The 16218-nt window shown below is 65.8% G+C and carries 11 protein-coding genes; 4 read left to right on the forward strand and 7 right to left on the reverse strand.

Annotated features, from left to right (window positions below):
- Positions 1–1070: EAL domain-containing protein (locus LQ952_RS13095; RefSeq protein ID WP_238623075.1), on the reverse strand; the 1070-nt coding region annotated here is incomplete at its 3' end.
- A gap of 207 nt (positions 1071–1277) precedes the next feature.
- Here LQ952_RS13095 and msrB point away from each other — a divergent pair.
- Positions 1278–1688: a peptide-methionine (R)-S-oxide reductase MsrB gene (msrB, locus tag LQ952_RS13100; RefSeq protein WP_238623076.1), complete on the forward strand. Its 411-nt coding sequence runs from the start codon at positions 1278–1280 to the stop codon at positions 1686–1688.
- A 41-nt stretch (positions 1689–1729) separates the two neighbouring features.
- Here the strand turns inward: msrB and LQ952_RS13105 are convergent, their stop codons facing one another.
- Genes LQ952_RS13105 through LQ952_RS13115 form a run of 3 tightly spaced genes read right to left on the reverse strand, consistent with a single transcriptional unit; the run spans position 1730 to position 6996 of the window.
- On the reverse strand, positions 1730–4846 hold the full coding sequence (locus LQ952_RS13105; RefSeq protein ID WP_238623077.1) for an efflux RND transporter permease subunit: 3117 nt from the start codon (positions 4844–4846) through the stop codon (positions 1730–1732).
- Positions 4843–5925 (reverse strand): efflux RND transporter periplasmic adaptor subunit, encoded by a 1083-nt coding sequence (locus LQ952_RS13110; RefSeq protein WP_238623078.1) that lies wholly within the window; start codon positions 5923–5925, stop codon positions 4843–4845. Before LQ952_RS13110 ends, LQ952_RS13105 begins: the two co-directional genes overlap by 4 nt.
- 60 nt (positions 5926–5985) lie before the next feature.
- The gene (locus tag LQ952_RS13115; protein WP_238623079.1) at positions 5986–6996 is read right to left on the reverse strand and encodes a glutathione S-transferase family protein; all 1011 of its coding nucleotides are present in this window, start codon (positions 6994–6996) and stop codon (positions 5986–5988) included.
- A gap of 172 nt (positions 6997–7168) precedes the next feature.
- Between LQ952_RS13115 and LQ952_RS13120 the strand changes: the two genes are divergently transcribed.
- On the forward strand, positions 7169–9661 hold the full coding sequence (locus LQ952_RS13120; protein ID WP_238623080.1) for a protein kinase domain-containing protein: 2493 nt from the start codon (positions 7169–7171) through the stop codon (positions 9659–9661).
- Here the strand turns inward: LQ952_RS13120 and LQ952_RS13125 are convergent.
- The 3 genes from LQ952_RS13125 to LQ952_RS13135 are packed head-to-tail and all read right to left on the reverse strand — an operon-like array spanning position 9643 to position 13974.
- The gene (locus tag LQ952_RS13125) at positions 9643–10857 is read right to left on the reverse strand and encodes an efflux RND transporter periplasmic adaptor subunit (protein ID WP_238623081.1); all 1215 of its coding nucleotides are present in this window, start codon (positions 10855–10857) and stop codon (positions 9643–9645) included. The two genes, LQ952_RS13120 and LQ952_RS13125, sit on opposite strands and share 19 nt — an antisense overlap.
- A gap of 37 nt (positions 10858–10894) precedes the next feature.
- A complete protein-coding gene (locus tag LQ952_RS13130) occupies positions 10895–13258 on the reverse strand; it encodes an ABC transporter permease (RefSeq protein ID WP_238623082.1) in 2364 nt (787 codons plus the stop codon).
- The gene (locus LQ952_RS13135) at positions 13258–13974 is read right to left on the reverse strand and encodes an ABC transporter ATP-binding protein (protein WP_238623083.1); all 717 of its coding nucleotides are present in this window, start codon (positions 13972–13974) and stop codon (positions 13258–13260) included. The genes LQ952_RS13130 and LQ952_RS13135 overlap by 1 nt, the downstream gene beginning before the upstream one ends.
- Before the next feature lie 254 nt (positions 13975–14228).
- Here LQ952_RS13135 and kaiC point away from each other — a divergent pair, with 254 nt between their 5' ends.
- Entirely contained in the window at positions 14229–15905 is a 1677-nt protein-coding gene (kaiC, locus tag LQ952_RS13140) for a circadian clock protein KaiC (RefSeq protein WP_238623084.1), read from the forward strand.
- Entirely contained in the window at positions 15902–16204 is a 303-nt protein-coding gene (locus LQ952_RS13145) for a circadian clock KaiB family protein (RefSeq protein ID WP_238623085.1), read from the forward strand. The genes kaiC and LQ952_RS13145 overlap by 4 nt, the downstream gene beginning before the upstream one ends.
- The last annotated feature ends 14 nt before the right edge of the window (positions 16205–16218 follow it).

A 16218-nucleotide genomic window follows, 5' to 3' on the forward strand; every position in this document is an offset into this window, starting at 1 on the left:
TCTTTGGGTACCTCGGGGGCCGGCGGCGGTGTCGCCGGGCGGGCAAACAGGTAGCCCTGCACGTAGTTCACCTGCTGCCCACGCAGCCAGTCCCATTCAGCGCGGGTTTCCACGCCTTCGGCGATGGTGGCGATGCCCAACTCGCCGGCCATCTCGATCAGCTTGGCCAGCACTTTCTGACGAAAGGGGTCCTGGTCGATCCCTTTCACCATAGCACGATCGAACTTGACGAAATCCGGCCGCAGTTCCGCCAGCAGGTTGAGTGAGGCATAACCGGCCCCGAGATCATCCAGGGCCACGCGAAAGCCGGCACCGCGATAGAAATCCACGATCCGGCGCAGGTGAGCGGTATCGGACACGGCCTCGGTCTCCACCACTTCGAACACGAAACGATCCGGATCGGCACCCAGTCGCCGGACTTCCTGCAGGGTGGTCTGGAGACAGTAGGCCGGGTCGTAGATGGTGGTGGGGTTGAAGTTGATGAAGATGTTGCAGCGGATGTCGTGCCCCGTCGCCTGACGGATGGCGTTGATGCGGGCAACGCGGTCGAGCTGGAACATGAGGCGGGCGGCCCGGGCCTGCTCCAGTAGCCGGTCCGGATAGATCAACGAGTTCTTTCCGGGGAGTTGCCCGCGCATGAGGGACTCATAGGCAAAGACCTGATCCGGACGCAGGGTGTGGACGATCGGTTGAAAATGGAACACCAGGCTTTCCGCCTCAATGAGGTCTATCAGCCAGTCGCTGCAGGTCCGTGCCAGGAGGGTATGCAGGGTTTGGGTTCGCGGCAGATGGACGATGCCGAAGGACTGATCCCGGGGCAGCAGGGCGGCCTGACAGTCCCGGATCTCGGCCTCGCTCATGAGGTCCCGAAGCAGATGGGCCAGCGGCTGCAGATCGCCGTCGTCCAGACGGACTTCCAGTACCCCCGGGGTGCCGTTGTGGACCGGATAGCCCCGAGTCTGCAAGTGACTATGGAGCGCCTTGAGGGTATGGGAAAGAAACGGCGCCAGATAAAGCCGTCCCGGTCCCGGGGTGCAGCGCTCGATGACCTGGCAATCTTGGCATGTCATGGCAGACACCTCTGCAGGGAATCGTTTCCCATCCGGCATTGTCCCAATGTAGTGTGATGAACACTTACTGCGCCTTCCCTTCCGCCTCTTCTCCCCCACGGGGAGAGGGGGGGGGAGCCGCCCTCTCTGCTACGGAGGGAGGGAAGCGTGGCGATATGATCATAACCGATCCCCGGCGAGGGGCAAAAACAACGAGGTTCCTCCAGCATGAACGAGAAGGTGAGCAAGTCCGAGGGCCGGTGGCGAGCCGAACTGACGCCGGAGCAGTATCACGTCACCCGGGAGGCGGGCACGGAACGGGCCTTCACCGGCTGTTTCCATGACCACAAGGCCCTGGGGGTGTATCACTGCATCTGCTGTGATGCCCCGCTGTTCAGCAGTGAGCACAAGTACGACTCGGGCAGCGGCTGGCCCAGCTACTGGCAGCCGGTGAGCGAGTCGGCCCTGGCGCGGCATGTGGATCGCGGACTGTTCATGAGCCGGGTGGAGGTGCGCTGTGCCCGCTGCGATGCCCATCTGGGGCATGTGTTCGAGGACGGCCCGCCGCCGACCGGGCTGCGCTACTGCATCAACTCGGCGGCGTTGCGGTTTCATGGGAGCAGCGAGCAAGACGAGTAACGCCCATCGCGCCCCGGCGCCCGCCCCTCATCCCTCGGCACCTACACCCCGGCTTCCCCATGTTGCCGGTCCAGCTCGTCGATGCGCCGCCCGGTCTCGCCCGGCGAGGTGGTGTTGCGGGCCAGGGTCTGATAGGCCACCGGCACCACGAACAGGGTGAACAAGGTGGCGAACAATACCCCGGAAAATACCACCGTACCGATCACAAACCGGCTCTCCGCCCCCGGACCGCTGGCCAGGATCAGCGGCAGGGTGCCCATCACCGTGGTGAAGGCCGTCATCAGCACGGGCCGCAGCCGGATCTGCGCCGCCTCCACCAGGGCCTCCCCGAACTCCCGCCCCGTGTCCCGCAACTGGTTAGTGAACTCCACGATCAGGATGCCGTTCTTGGCCGCCAGGCCGATGAGCATGACGATCCCGATCTGGCTGTAGATGTTGAGAGTCTGGCCGGTCAGCAGCAGTCCCACCAACGCCCCCACCACCGCCAGCGGTACGGTGGTGAGGATCACCGCCGGCTGGACGAAGCTCTCGAACTGGGCCGCCAGCACCAAAAACACCACCACCAGGGCCAGCACGAAGATGAACAGGATGGCACCACCCGCCTCCTTGAACTCCAGGGACTCACCCTTGTAGTCGATGCGTGCCTCCGCCGGCAGCTCCTCCCCGGCGATGCGCTCCAGGTACTCCAGGGCCTCCCCCAGGGTATATCCAGGGGCCAGACCCGCAGTGATGGTGATGGCACGCATGCGGTTGTAGCGGCTCAGAGTGGCCGCATCCGCCTGTTCGACGAAACTCACCACGTTGGACAGGGGGATCAAGGCCCCCGTGGTGGCGGAACGCACGTAGATGTTGCGGATGTCGTCGGGGGTCCGGCGCTGATCCGGAACCCCTTCCAGGATCACGTCATACTCCTCGCCCCGATCGATGTAGGTGGTCACCCGCCGAGAACCCAGGACCGTTTCCAGGGTCCGGCCGATGCTCTCGAACGACACCCCCAGATCCGCCGCCCGGTCCTTGTCGATGGTCACCATGAGCTGGGGTCGGGTCTCCTTGAAATCGGAATCCAGGTTTCTCAGGTTGGGGTTTTCCGAAGCCCGCTCGATGATCAGGTCCCGCCACTCCACCAGTTCATCATAGCTGGGACCACCGATGACGAACTGGACCGGCTGGCCCACCCGACGCCCGCCCAACCCCTGGCGCATGACGCTGATGGCCCGCACATCCGGGATCTCGGCCAGCTCCGCCGACAGGGCGTTCATGATCTCCCAGGCGGAGCGTTCACGGTCATTCCAGTGGGCCAATACCACGATGCCGAAGCCGTTATTCACCGCCTCTGCGCCACCGAAGCCCCGCGGGGTCCGGGCCAGCACCCGGATGGCCTCGCCGGATTCGATCAGGGGCATGAGGCGCGCCTCCACCTGCCGCATCTGGGACTGCATGTGTTCGTAACCCGCCCCTTCCGGGCCATCCACCAGGACGAAGAAGGCCCCCCGGTCTTCCGGCGGGGCATACTCATCGGGGATGCGTTCGACCAGGGCGATGATGGCCACCAGCATAACCACCATGACCACGCCGGTCACCACGGGCACCTTGAGAGAACCCCGCAGGGCCTTGCCGTAGAACCCCGACAGGCGATCAAAGGTCAGCGCCATGACGTGATTCAGGCCGGTCTTGCCGGTGTCCTTGCGGATCAGGCGGGCACACATCACCGGCGACAGGGTCAGGGCCACGATGCTGGAAAAGGCCACCGCCGCCGCCATGGCCAGGGCGAACTCGGTGAACAGGCGTCCGATATTGCCTTCCAGAAAGGCCAGGGGCACGAACACGGAGATGAGCACCAAGGTGGTGGCCACCACCGCAAAGCCCACCTGCCGCGCCCCCCGGTAGGCTGCCAACTGGGGCGGTTCCCCGGCCTCGATGCGGCGGTGAATATTCTCCAGCACCACGATGGCATCGTCCACCACCAGGCCGATGGCCAGCACCAGCGCCAGCAGGGTGAGCAGATTGACGGAAAAGCCCAGGGCATAGAGGGCAATGAAGGCGGCCGTGAGGGAGACGGGTACCGTCACCGCCGGCACCAGCATGGCCCGCATGCTGCCCAGGAACAGATAGATCACCAGGATCACCACCATCATGGCGATGAACAAGGTGGTGAATACCTCCTTGATGGCGCCGTCGATGAACACCGAGGTGTCATAGCTCATGGCGATGCGGGTGCCCTCGGGCAGGGTGGGGTTGATGAGGTCCACCTCCGCCCGCACCGCCTGGGACACCGCCAGGGTGTTGGCGGTGGATTGCTGGATGATCCCCAGGCCCACCATGTCCTCGCCGTTGCCGCGTAGTTCGGTGCGGTCGTTTTCCGGCCCCACGGCCACCCGGGCCACCTCCCCCAGGCGCACCAGATGGCCGTCGTCGCCGCGCCGGATCACCAGACGGGCAAAGTCATCGGCGCTCTGATAGCCTCGGGCCAGGCGCACATTGAATTCACGCTCAACCGACTCCACCCGTCCGGCGGGGAGTTCCACGTTCTCCCGGCGCAGGGCCGACTCCACGTCATCCACGGTCAGCGCCCGGGCGGCCAGGGCCTCCCGGTCCAGCCAGATGCGCATGGCATAGCGCTTGGCGCCGCCGATCCGGATCAGGGCCACCCCGTCCACGGTGGACAGGCGGTCCACCAGATACCGCTCGGCATAGTCGGTGAGCTGCAGGCCGTCCATGTGCTCGCTGGCCAGGTTGAGCCACATGATGGGGTCGGCATTGGTATCCGCCTTGAACACCTGGGGCGGGTCCGCCTCGTCCGGCAGCTGCCGCAATACCCGGGCCACCGCCTCGCGCACGTCGTTGGCGGCGGCGTCGATGTCCCGGTTGATCTGGAATTCGATGGTGAGGCGGGACTGGCCGTCGATGCTCTCCGAGGAAATCCACTTGATCCCCTCGATACCGCTGACCCGGTCCTCGATAAGCTGGGTGATCTTGGTCTCGACGATGGCGGCGTTGGCGCCCCGATAATCGGTCTGCACCGTCACCACCGGCGGGTTGATGTCCGGGTATTCCCGCAGCGGCAGACGATCAAAGGACAGCACCCCGAAGGTGACCAACAGCAGGCTGATCACCACGGCCAGGACCGGCCGGCGATTGGCAACGTCGGAAAGGATCATGAGCGTTCACCGTCGGGTTGGTATTCCCGCACCACTTCCACGGCGCTGCCGGGACGGATGCGGACCGTGCCTTCCTGGACCACCCGGGTGCCCGCTTCCAGACCTGACAGGATTTCCACGTAGCCGGGGACCCGGCGACCGGCCTGCACGTCCTGTCGACGCACCTGGTTCTCGTCGGTGACCACGAAGACATAGTGCTGATCCCGCACCTGCATGAGGGCCGATTCGGGCACGGACAGGGACTCGGTTTCATCCTTGACCAGGGTGAGCGTCATCAGCATGCCGGGGCGCAAGGCGCCCTCGGGATTGGGGATAGCGGCCCGCACCATGGCGGCGCGGGTGCCGGGATCGACACGGGTATCCACGCTGGTGACCTCGCCCTGGAAGGTGCGATCCCGGTAGGCGGCGCTGCGGGCCTCGATGCGCTGACCCGCGGCGACACCGGGGAGAAAGGTTTCCGGCACGCTGAAATCCAGCTTGATGATGCTGATGTCGTCCAGGGTGGTGATGACAGTACCCGGCGTGACCAGGGCGCCGAGGCTGACGCGACGAAAACCCACGACGCCATCAAAGGGGGCACGGATCACCCGATCGGCCACCCGCACCTGGGCCGCTTCCAGCCGGGCCTGGGCCTCGCTCAGGCGGGACTGCTGCTCATCCAGGCGCTGCCGGGGCAGGTTGCGGTCGGCCACCAGGCCGCGGATGCGCTCCAGCTCCCGACGCTGTTCCTCCACGCCGACCTGCCGCTCGCGGGCCTCGGCCATCTCCTCGGCGGCCGCCAGGCGCACCAGCACCTGGCCCCGGGTCACCTGCTGGCCATCGCGGAACTCGATGCTCTCCACCGGCGAGGTGATGCGGGCGGTGATTTCCACCGATTCGTTGGCGCCGGCGGTGCCGAGGGATTCCAGGCTGGTCTCGAAATAACGCTGGGCAACGGGGGCCACCACCACCGGGACCGGCCCCTGGGCCCCCCGGGCGGACGGTGGCGGCGCAGAGTGATCCGCCAGCATCACATAGGCCGCCCCCGCGAGGATGGCCAGGGTCAGGATGCCCGGGGCGATCAGTTTCTTTCCAGTCACGTTCAGTCCTCGGCAAAATCGAATCCTTCCGCCAAGGGCGGAAGGGGGCAATCAATACCCCTATCCCTTGGGGAGAGGGGTTGGGGTGAGGGGGTCAACACGGTCACGGTCGTGGGGCGCCATGAAATCCAGCACCGGGCCGCGGGGAATGATACCACCGGGATTCAGATGCTCATGACTGCCGTAGTAATGGGTCTTGATGTGATCCATGTTCACGGTTGCCGCCACCCCCTGCACCTGATACAGCTCCCGGGTGTACGCCCACAGGTTCGGGTAGTCCACCAGGCGCTGCCGATTGCACTTGAAATGGCTGTAGTACACGGCATCAAAGCGTACCAGGGTGGTGAACAGGCGCCAGTCCGCCTCGGTGATCCGGTCACCCACCAGGTACCGTTGCCGGGACAGTCGCTCCTCCAGCCAGTCGAGGGTCTCGAACAGGCGGTCGAAGGCCCGTTCATAGGCGGCCTGTTCGGTGGCGAACCCGGCCCGGTACACGCCATTGTTCAACGTGTCATAGATCCTTTGGTTGACGGCATCGACCTGCCCCCGCAGGGCCTCGGGATAGAAATCTGCGTGCTGATCGGTGTACGCCTCGAAGGCGCTGTTGAACATGCGGATGATCTCGGAGGACTCGTTGTTGACGATGGTCCGGCGATGTCGGTCCCAGAGGGTGGGCACGGTGACGATGCCGGTGTACTCCGGGTCCGCCAGGGTGTAGGCCTGATGCAGGTATTCAAAGCCGTTGACGTGATCCTCCGTCGCACCCGGCCAGGGATGAAAGCTCCAGCCCTGTTCCAGCATGAACGGGTTCACCACCGAGACGCCGATAACCTCTTCCAACCCCTTCAGGGCGCGGAAGATCAGGGTGCGGTGGGCCCAGGGACAGGCCAGGCAGACGTAGAGGTGATAACGGCCGGGCTCCGCGGGGAAGCCGCCCTCACCGGTGGGTCCGGGTGCGCCGTCCGGGGTGATCCAGTGACGAAACAAGGAATCCTTGCGAATGAATTCACCGTCCTCGGTTTCCTCGGCCAGCCAGTCGCTGCGCAGCTGGCCCTTGATCAGCAGGCTCATGATGTCTCCTGTAAATGGGGGTGGTACGGATTGAGGATTGGATGCTCTCAGGTCTGACCCGGGTCGACCGGGTTCGTTCAGGCACCGCCGGACCCGCTGCCGGCACAGGATGACTTGCCGGCCTCGGCAGTCTATAACTGACGGGGAACCCCTGCGCGGAGTCCGCGGCCTCTTGTCCCACTCACCGGCACGCCCCGATAAATGGGCGCTGATACTGACCGTCGCCCTGCTGCTGATCTTGCTGCTGGGCAGTTATACCGTGCCCCTGCGCTCCCTGGAACAGACCGCCTATCAGACGGCCACCCAGTTGCTGCCCCGCCCGGACCGGCTCCCACGCATGGTCCTGATCGAGATCCGAGACGAGGATATCCGCCGACACGTCCCCTTCTCCCGGGCCACGCTGGCCCAGGCCGTGGACAGGCTCCATGCCATGGGGGCGGCCGGCATCGGCCTGCATCTGGATCTGGACTATCCTGAAACGCCCATCCTTGCGCCCCGCCCTGATCAGGATACCGACAGGATGCTGGCCCGGGCTCTAGCCGGGCATGGCAATGCCCTTGTGGCCGCCCCCCTGCATCGGGGCAGCGGTCCGGCCTCTCTGCCGGAAGGACGGCTGGACAGCACCTCCCCGGCCTGGCCGCAATGGCCGGTCCTGCGCCTGCTGGCGCGCCCGGCCGTCCTGCCCGGGACGGACAGTCACCTGCGGGTGCCGGTCCCGCACCTGTTCGAGGCCGCCACCGTGGCCGTGACACCCTCCGCGGATCGTCCGCAACCACCGGACCCGGCTCTGCTGCCGGTGCGCGGCGGTCACCTGCCGGGCATGGCCCTGGGGCTGGCGGCCGTCCTGGCGGGACATGCGCCCGGTGACCTGGTGGTGACGCCCGGCCGGGGTGTTCGAATGGGCAATGATTTTCTGAGCCTTGGCCCGGATCTGTCGCTTCATACCTTCCCGCCGCGACAAGACCCCCGGGGACGGGCGCTGGACACCTGGACACTGGACGACCTGTTGATGGAACGGATACCGGCGAGTGCGATCCAGGACCGGGCCGTGGTCATCGGCCTGAATCAACCGCATCAGACCCCCTTCATCACCCATGGGGGCCTGAGCCTGCCCCCCGCCGTATGGACCGCCTGGGCCGCGGGGGCCGTCCATGAAGGTCACCGTGTTCGTGTCGGCAGCGGATTTCACGCCCTGGAGCGATGGCTGCTGGTGGCGGCGGCCCTCTACCTGCTCTGGCCGGCAAGCCGCGGGCCGGACTCGCGTCGCACCGTCCTCGGCAGCGGCGCCCTGGTCCTTGGCCTGCTGCTGTTGACGCTGACCGCGCTGCCGGCAACGGGCTGGTGGCTGCCGCTCGTCCTCCCTGCCCTGCTCATCGGCCTGGGGCACGGGCTACTGGTGATCCAGGCCCGACTCACGCGACGCCTGGCGCGGGACCGGCTTGATGCCGCCGAGGCCCGACTGCAACTGGGGACACAGTTACGGGAACAGGGACACCTGGAGCCGTCGTTTGCGGCCCTGCAACGCTGTCATCCCCCCCTGGAGCCGCTGTTCGGCGAACTGTACCGACTGGGCCGCGACTTTGAACGCAGACGTCAGTACGGCCGTGCGGTGGAGGTCTTTCAGTATCTGCAGGATCGGAATCCCGCATTCCAGGATACCGAGCAACGACTGGCCCGTCTCAAGCCCTTCGCCGGCTCCAGACAGCCCCGTCTGGGGGACATGAAACACCTCGGCGGCGGCAAGGAGCTGCTGCTGTCCGATGACGGCACCGACCAGCCCATGATCGGCCGTTACCGGGTGGAAAGACAGCTGGGCAAAGGCGCCATGGGTATCGTCTACCTGGGGGTGGATCCCCATATCAATCGCCGGGTGGCGATCAAGACCCTGGCCCTGGACCGGACCTTCGAACCGGAGGTCCGGGAGGAGGCAAAACAGCGATTCTTCCGCGAGGCAGAGGCCTCCGGGCGTCTTGACCACCGTCATATCGTGACGGTCTACGATGTGGGCGAGGAGCACGACCTGGCCTTCATCGCCATGGATTACCTGGAAGGCGAGCCGCTGGAGGTCTTTACCCGTCCGGACACCCTGCTGCCCATCCCCGAGGTACTGGAGGCGTGCGCCCAGGTGGCCGAGGGACTGGCCTATGCCCATGAACAGGGCGTCCTGCACCGGGATGTCAAGCCGGCCAACATCATCTACGACCGGGAGCGGCGGACGGTGAAGATCACCGACTTCGGCATCGCCGGCATCATCGGGCACGAGCGTACCGACAGCGGCCCGCGCCAGGGCACCCCCGCCTTCATGTCGCCGGAGCTGGTCACGGGCCAGACGGTGGACGCCCGCGCCGACCTGTTTTCCCTGGGGGTCTGCCTGTACCAGCTACTGACGGGAGAACTGCCCTTCAAGGCCGACACTCTGACCGAGCTGGTATCCCGGATCGCCCAGTCACCGCCCCGCGACATCCTCTCATTGCGTCCGGAACTGGGGCCGGTGATCCAGGTGATGGTGAAAAAAGCACTGCAGAAAAATCCCGACCTGCGTTACCAGAACGGTGCCCAGATGGCCAAGGCCCTGCGAGACTGCAGTGACAGCATCAGGAGAATCCCCCGCCAGGGACAGTACAGCCTGCATGGGAACGGGGACGATCATCTGAACGGGTTCTGATGGAATTCGGCCCGGACACGACTGTTTTCCTGCACCCGGTCTCCCGGGTGGGTGATGATGGGCTCCCCGGGATTCAGACCCTCCAGGAGTTGGGTCCACAATCCACTGCGACGGCCGATCTCCACCCGCTGCAGGCGGGCACGCCCGTCCCGGATCATGAACACGGCCCAGGCATCGTCGTGCCGGAACAGGGCGCTGGTGGGAATCTGGAGCACATCCTCCCCTTCCCAGAGCACGAAACGGGCTTCCACCCGGTAGCCGTCCCCCAGGTGGCGCCACTGTTCCCGCGGTGACGCCAGGGTGGACCAGACGTACACCCGCTGCTCCTCCACCCCCAGAGCGGACACCTTTTCAAACCCCGCCGGCTCCACCCGCCGCACCCTGCCTTCCAAAGCGTCGCCGCCACCCCAGCGTTCCAGGATGACCCGCATGCCGGGACGCAGGCGCACCGCCTCCATGGACAGCAGGTCCACCTTGACCTCCAGGTCATCCAGGTTGCCCAGCGCCAACACCGCCTCCCCGGCCTGAATCGGGCCTTCGTCGTACCGGTGCCGCTGGGTCACCAGCCCCGCGACCGGGGCGCGGACGGCCACGGCCGGGATCTCCTCCCCGGTGCGGCGACCATCGGCCACATCCAGCACCAGGCGAGCGGCGGCCAGATCGAATCCCGCCACATCCACCCCGTGCCTGGCCGCCCGCTCCGCCGCCTGGGCCGCATCCCGCACGGCCAGGCGACGATCCCGTTCCTCGGCGGCGATCTGGGATTGCCGGAACAAGCGTTCGCTGCGTTCATGCTCCTGTCGCGCCAGACGGCTTTCAGCCTGGCGGACCTCCAACTCGGCCCGAGCGGCCTCCTGCCGGGCAGCCGCGGCTCGGACGGCCTCCCGAGCCTGTTCCCGGCTGCGCAGGTCCAGTCCCGGGGCCGGGGCCGGCTCCAGCAGGAACAGGACATCGTCGATGTCCACCGAGTCCCCCGGCTCCAGGGTCACCCGGCGCAGGTAGCCGTCGATGGGGGCGGTGACGGTGTAGGCATGACGCAGGCGGGTACGGCCCTCGTCCTCCACATATTCCGCGAAGGGTCCCCGGATCACCTCGGTGGCACTGACCGGGATGGGCGCGGGCCGCAGGGCCAGCCCCAGCAGCACCAGGATGGCCAGACCCATGAGGGCGATCAGGATCTTCTTGAACAGCGGCATGGTTCGGACCGGGTTGTCGGTTGTCGGGTCGACGGCATCATTCGTTGCTCTTGAGCGCAGTCACCATATCCAGCCGCGCCAGCCGGCGTGCGATCAACAGCACCGACAGCGCCGCCGCCAGCAGCACCCCGGCAGCGGAAAAGGCGTAGGTGGCCGGGGTGATGACAAACGGTATGCGGAACAGGTCCATGCTCAGGGCCTGGTTCAGCAGCCAGGCAAAGACCGTCCCCACGACCCATCCCAGGGGGATGGCCAGCAGGGTCAGCAGGGCCATCTCGCCGATCAGGACCCAGTTGACCTCGCCGCGACTCAGCCCCAGCACCCGCAGGGTGGCCAGTTCCCGCTCCCGCTCGGCAAAGGCAATGCGGGCATTGTTGTAGACCACGGCAAAGGTGATGGAACCGGCCATCAGCAACAGGATACCCATCATGATCAGCACCGTGTCCTCGATATAGTCCCGGAACTGACGTTCCGCATCATCGATCATGCCGATCCCTGCCACCCGGGGCATCTCCCACAGGCGCTCAAACAGCCGGGCCTGCTCATGGTCCGCCACCATGAGCCAGGCCCCGGAAAGGGCCGGACCCTCCCTCATCAAGCGGTTCAGGACCCGCCGCTCCATGTAGGCACTGACGCCGATGGGCTCGTCCACGATACCGGCCAAGGGCACCTGGAGGGTGCGGCGATGCCCCTCCAGCACTTCCACCGTGACATGTTCACCGGGTCGCACCCCCAGATATGCCGCCAGATAGCCGGTGAGCAACAGGCCCTCCGGCGGCAGGGAGATGGGCCGGTGATCGGCATCCAGCAACCCACGCAACCGGGGCTGTGCCTCCATGCCCTGGATGGCGGTTCGATAGTCCCGACGCCCGTGGACCAGGCGCACCGGGACGGTGCGATAGCCTTCCGCGTACTGCACCCCCGGCAGGGTTCGCAGTTCGGCCAGAGCCCGCTCCGGGGCGGGATCGGTGAAGCTCAGGTGCAGATCCATCTTCATCACCAGCCGGTACTGGATGTCCAGCAGATGGTCCACCGCATTGAACTGGTAGCTGCCCAGCAGCAGCAACCCGCCGGACAGTCCGATCCCCAGCATGGACATGAAGGCCTTGAAACGGTGGCGGGATAGGTTGCGCACGATGATGCGGCTGGGCTGGGACAACCGGCGCCCCAGGGCCGACCGCTCCAGCCGGGAGGGCCGGAACCGTTCCGGGGCCGGCGGCCGCATGGCCTGGGCGGGGGGCAAAGTGACGGCCTGCCTCACCGCCCGCCAGGTCCCCAACAGGGCCGCCCCGGCGGCCACCGCCAGGGCCAGCAGGATGATCCGTGGCTGCAACCGGAAACTCATCTCCGGAAACCGGTAATACTCGGCATAGACCCCGGCCATGGCCTGTGCCGACCAGGCCCCCAGCAGGATGCCCGACATGGCGCCCACCAGCACGATCAGCCCGGTGAGCAGACCGAAATGCAGAGCAATGTCCCCGTCGTGATAGCCGAAGGCCTTGAGGATGGCCACCTGCTGACGCTGGGTGCGGATGATGCGCCCCATGAGTATGTTGAGCAGAAAGGCGGCCACCCCCAGGAAGATGGTGGGCAGGATCACCGCCATCACCCGCAACTGATCCAGCTCATCGGACAGGAAGCGGTGGGAGACCTGATCTTCCCGCCCCACCGCGCCGATGCCCCCATAGGCCGCCAGCCGCAAGTCCAGGGCCTCGATCACCGCTGCCTCGACCGCACCGGCCTGGAGGGAGATCAGCACACTGTTGAAGGCGCCGTCCAGATCCATGGCCTGGGCCAGCCCCCGGCGGTTCATCCACAGGACCCCGTAGCGCTGGTAGTCAGGCAACAGATCCGTCGGTCCCACCTGATAGATGAACTCCGGCGACAGGACCACCCCGCTGATGGTGAGCCGTTCCAGGCGGCCGTTGATGATGGCGGTGAGTCGGTCGCCGGGATGCAGGTCATGGGCTTGGGCAAAGGGCTCGCTGATGACCACCTGATCCGCCCGACCGGCCTCAGGCAGGCCGCCCCGACGCAGATAAAGCCGGTTGAGCTCGGGCTGACGGCCGTCGGGCACCGACAGGATCATGCCCCGCACCGGTTCATGGAACCCCGGCACCTCCAGCCGCACCGGCGCCTTGATCCGGGTCTGCACCCGGTTGACGCCGGGGATGGCCTCCAGGCGCGGTGCCAACCCTTCCGGCCCCCGCTTGAGATCGGCAAAGATATCGGCAAAGTGATGGTTGTCGTAGAAACGATCCTTGGAGAGGGTGAGGGCATCCAGGGTGGTGACCGAAAGGATCAGCACCATGACGCCGGCGGCGATCACCACGGCAATGGCGGCCACCTGCCCCTTGAGCCGGGCCAGATCACGCAGCAGCTTGCGGTGGAGGGCCTTCATCACCACACCAGCTGATCGGGGGATTTGCGCGAGGCATTCTCTTCGACGGACTGCACACGGCCATCCGCCAGCCGGACCACCCGGTCCGCCATCTCCCCGATCACCGCATTATGGGTGATCACCGCCGTGGTGGTGCCCAGTTCCTGGTTGATGTCCTGTATCACCTGCAGGACCCGGGTGCCGGTACGGGAATCCAGCGCCCCGGTGGGCTCGTCGCAGAGCAGCACGTCCGGGCGCTTGGCCACGGCGCGGGCAATCGCCACCCGCTGCTGTTCACCGCCGGAGAGCTGGGCGGGGAAGTGGTCCATGCGGTCCTCCAACCCGACCAGTGCCAGGGCCTCTTCGGGGGACATGGGATCGTGGGCGATCTCGGTGACGATGGCCACGTTTTCCCGCGCGGTGAGGCTGGAGATGAGGTTGTAGAACTGGAACACGAACCCCACATGATGCCGACGGTAGGCGGTCAGTGCCCGGTCACCGGCATGGACCAGGTCCTGATCCCGGTAGCGCACCTCACCGCCGTCGGCATGATCCAGGCCGCCCAGGATGTTGAGCAGGGTGGACTTGCCCGAACCGGAAGCCCCCAGCATCACCACCAGCTCGCCGGCATGAAGTTCCAGGTCCACGCCCCGCAGGGCGTGGATACGGACCTCGCCCATCAGGTAGGTCTTGGTGACACCTCGGGCCTGGAAGACCACTTCGCGCTTTTCGCTCATGCATTTGAGGATAGCGGCTCTTGAATCATGAAGCCCATGGGGTCAGTATCCCAGGCTATAAAGACCCTACTCAAGTGATGTTTCTGAGTAAGTCATTCCCGCGAGAGCGGGGATCCGGTCGCAGGCCGAAAACCCTGGACTCCCACCTACGCGGGAGTGACGGTGCCGGACGGGTCATTCCCGCGCAGGCAGGAATCCAGTCAAGCGACGGCGAGAAACTTTTTCTGAAACTCAAGCTCCGGAGATCCTCACCCGTGACCACGCCACCACCCGATACCGCCGCTACCGGCATTCAGGGACTGGACTTCCTTCTGCAGGGCGGTCTGCCAAGGGACCGTCCTTCCCTGCTTCGTGGCGGACCGGGGACGGGCAAGACCGTTATTTCCCTTACGTTTCTTTGCCACGGCATCCAGCAGGGGGAAAACGGCGTGCTGGTCACCTTCGACGAGTCCCCCGAGGCCCTGATCCGCCACGCAGCCGGCTTCGGCTTTGCCGCCGACCGTTTCATTGAGGAAGGGCGCTTGCGGATTCTGGACATGCGCCCCGATCGCAGTGAAGTTGCCGGAGAGTACGTGGAACTCACCGCCATCATGGCGCGCATGGATCACGCCCTGCAAAAGACCGGGGCTCGGCGCCTGGTGGTGGATGCCCTGGATGTGCTGGAAGGCGCATTTTCCACCGAGATCTCCCTGCGCAGCGAGCTGGCCCGGGTGTTCGACTGGCTCCGGGAACGCCGGACCACGACTCTGATCACCATCGGCGAACAGGAAGAGTTCAGCACGCGTTATGGCCTGGAGGACTACGTGGCGGACTGCGTGATCGCCCTCAAGCAGGATCTGGATCACCGGGTCATGACCCGGCTGCTGCGCGTCGTCAAGCGCCGCGGCGGCGCCCACGGCACCAGTGAGACGCCGTTCCTGCTGGACAGCGACGGCATATTCATGATCCCGGTCACCGGCTCCGTACTCTCCGCCAAGGTCTCCAATGAACGCATCTCCACCGGCATCCCGGGTCTGGACGCCATGCTGGGCGGCCAGGGCCCCTACCGAGGTTCCACCCTGCTGTTCTCGGGGCAGGCCGGCACCGGCAAGACCAGCATGGCCACAGCCATGACCCATAGCGCCTGCGAGCGGGGCGAGAAGGTGCTCTATATCAGCTTCGAAGAAAGCGTGGATGAGCTGGTACGCAACCAGCAGAGCATCGGCGCCGATCTGCGCCGACACACCGAAGGTCATGAGGCCGACCGGCGCCTGATCCTGCAACCGATCCGCGCCGTGGAGATGGGCCTGGAAGAACACCTGATGCGCATCATGCGTTCCATCCGTCGGCACCAGCCCGCCCTGGTGGTGCTGGACCCCATCAGCAGTCTGGCCAACCGGCGCACCGGGGACAGCACCAAGGACATGCTGCTGCGCCTGATCCACCTCATCAAAGAGGCGGGCATCACCGCCGTGGCGACGGAGTTACTCGCCGATGACAGCCTGGGCGTGAGTCATCTGGATGTGTCATCCATGATCGACGTCTGGATCAAGCTGCGCCGCCACGAAAGCAACGGCGAGATGAACCGTCTGGTCACCGCGGTCAAGGCCCGGGGTCTGCCCATCTCCAGCCAGGTGAAGGAATTCCGTTTCAGCGACAAGGGATTAGTGATTGAAGACCCTTACGTTGGTGAAAGCGGCATTGCCTACGGCACGGTCCGCGAGGCACGCCAGTCCGAGGATGAACAGGCCGTCGAGCAGTTGCATGCGGAATTGTCCCGGGCCAGGCAAAGGCGCCGGGAGCTGGATGAGATCAATGCCGCCTCGGAGCGGCTGGCGCAGGCGGAGCGGGATGCCCGGGCGGTGAACATCGAACGGGAGATTACCGAGATCGAGCGTCGCCTGGCCAACATCCAGCGGGCACGCTCCGCCATCACCAGGAGCCGCCGATGACCACCGGCCATTACCAGCTCAGGCTCTACATCGCCGGCATGACCCCGGCGGCGAAACGCGCCATCGAGAACCTGGAAGCCCTGGCCCTGGAACTGGGGCAACAGGGTGAACGGGTGGAGATCCAGGTGGTGGACATCATGGAACGCCCGCAACTGGCGGAGGACGAGCGCATCCTTGCCACCCCGGTGGTGATCCGCAAACTGCCGCCCCCCATCCGCCGGGTGGTGGGGGACCTGTCGGAACGGCAACGGGTGCTGGTGGGCCTGGACATCAGGGAATATGGCTCAAAGGATCCTTAGGGTATTCCGAACCG

Source organism: Ectothiorhodospira lacustris (assembly GCF_022227785.1).
Classification (GTDB): domain Bacteria; phylum Pseudomonadota; class Gammaproteobacteria; order Ectothiorhodospirales; family Ectothiorhodospiraceae; genus Ectothiorhodospira; species Ectothiorhodospira lacustris.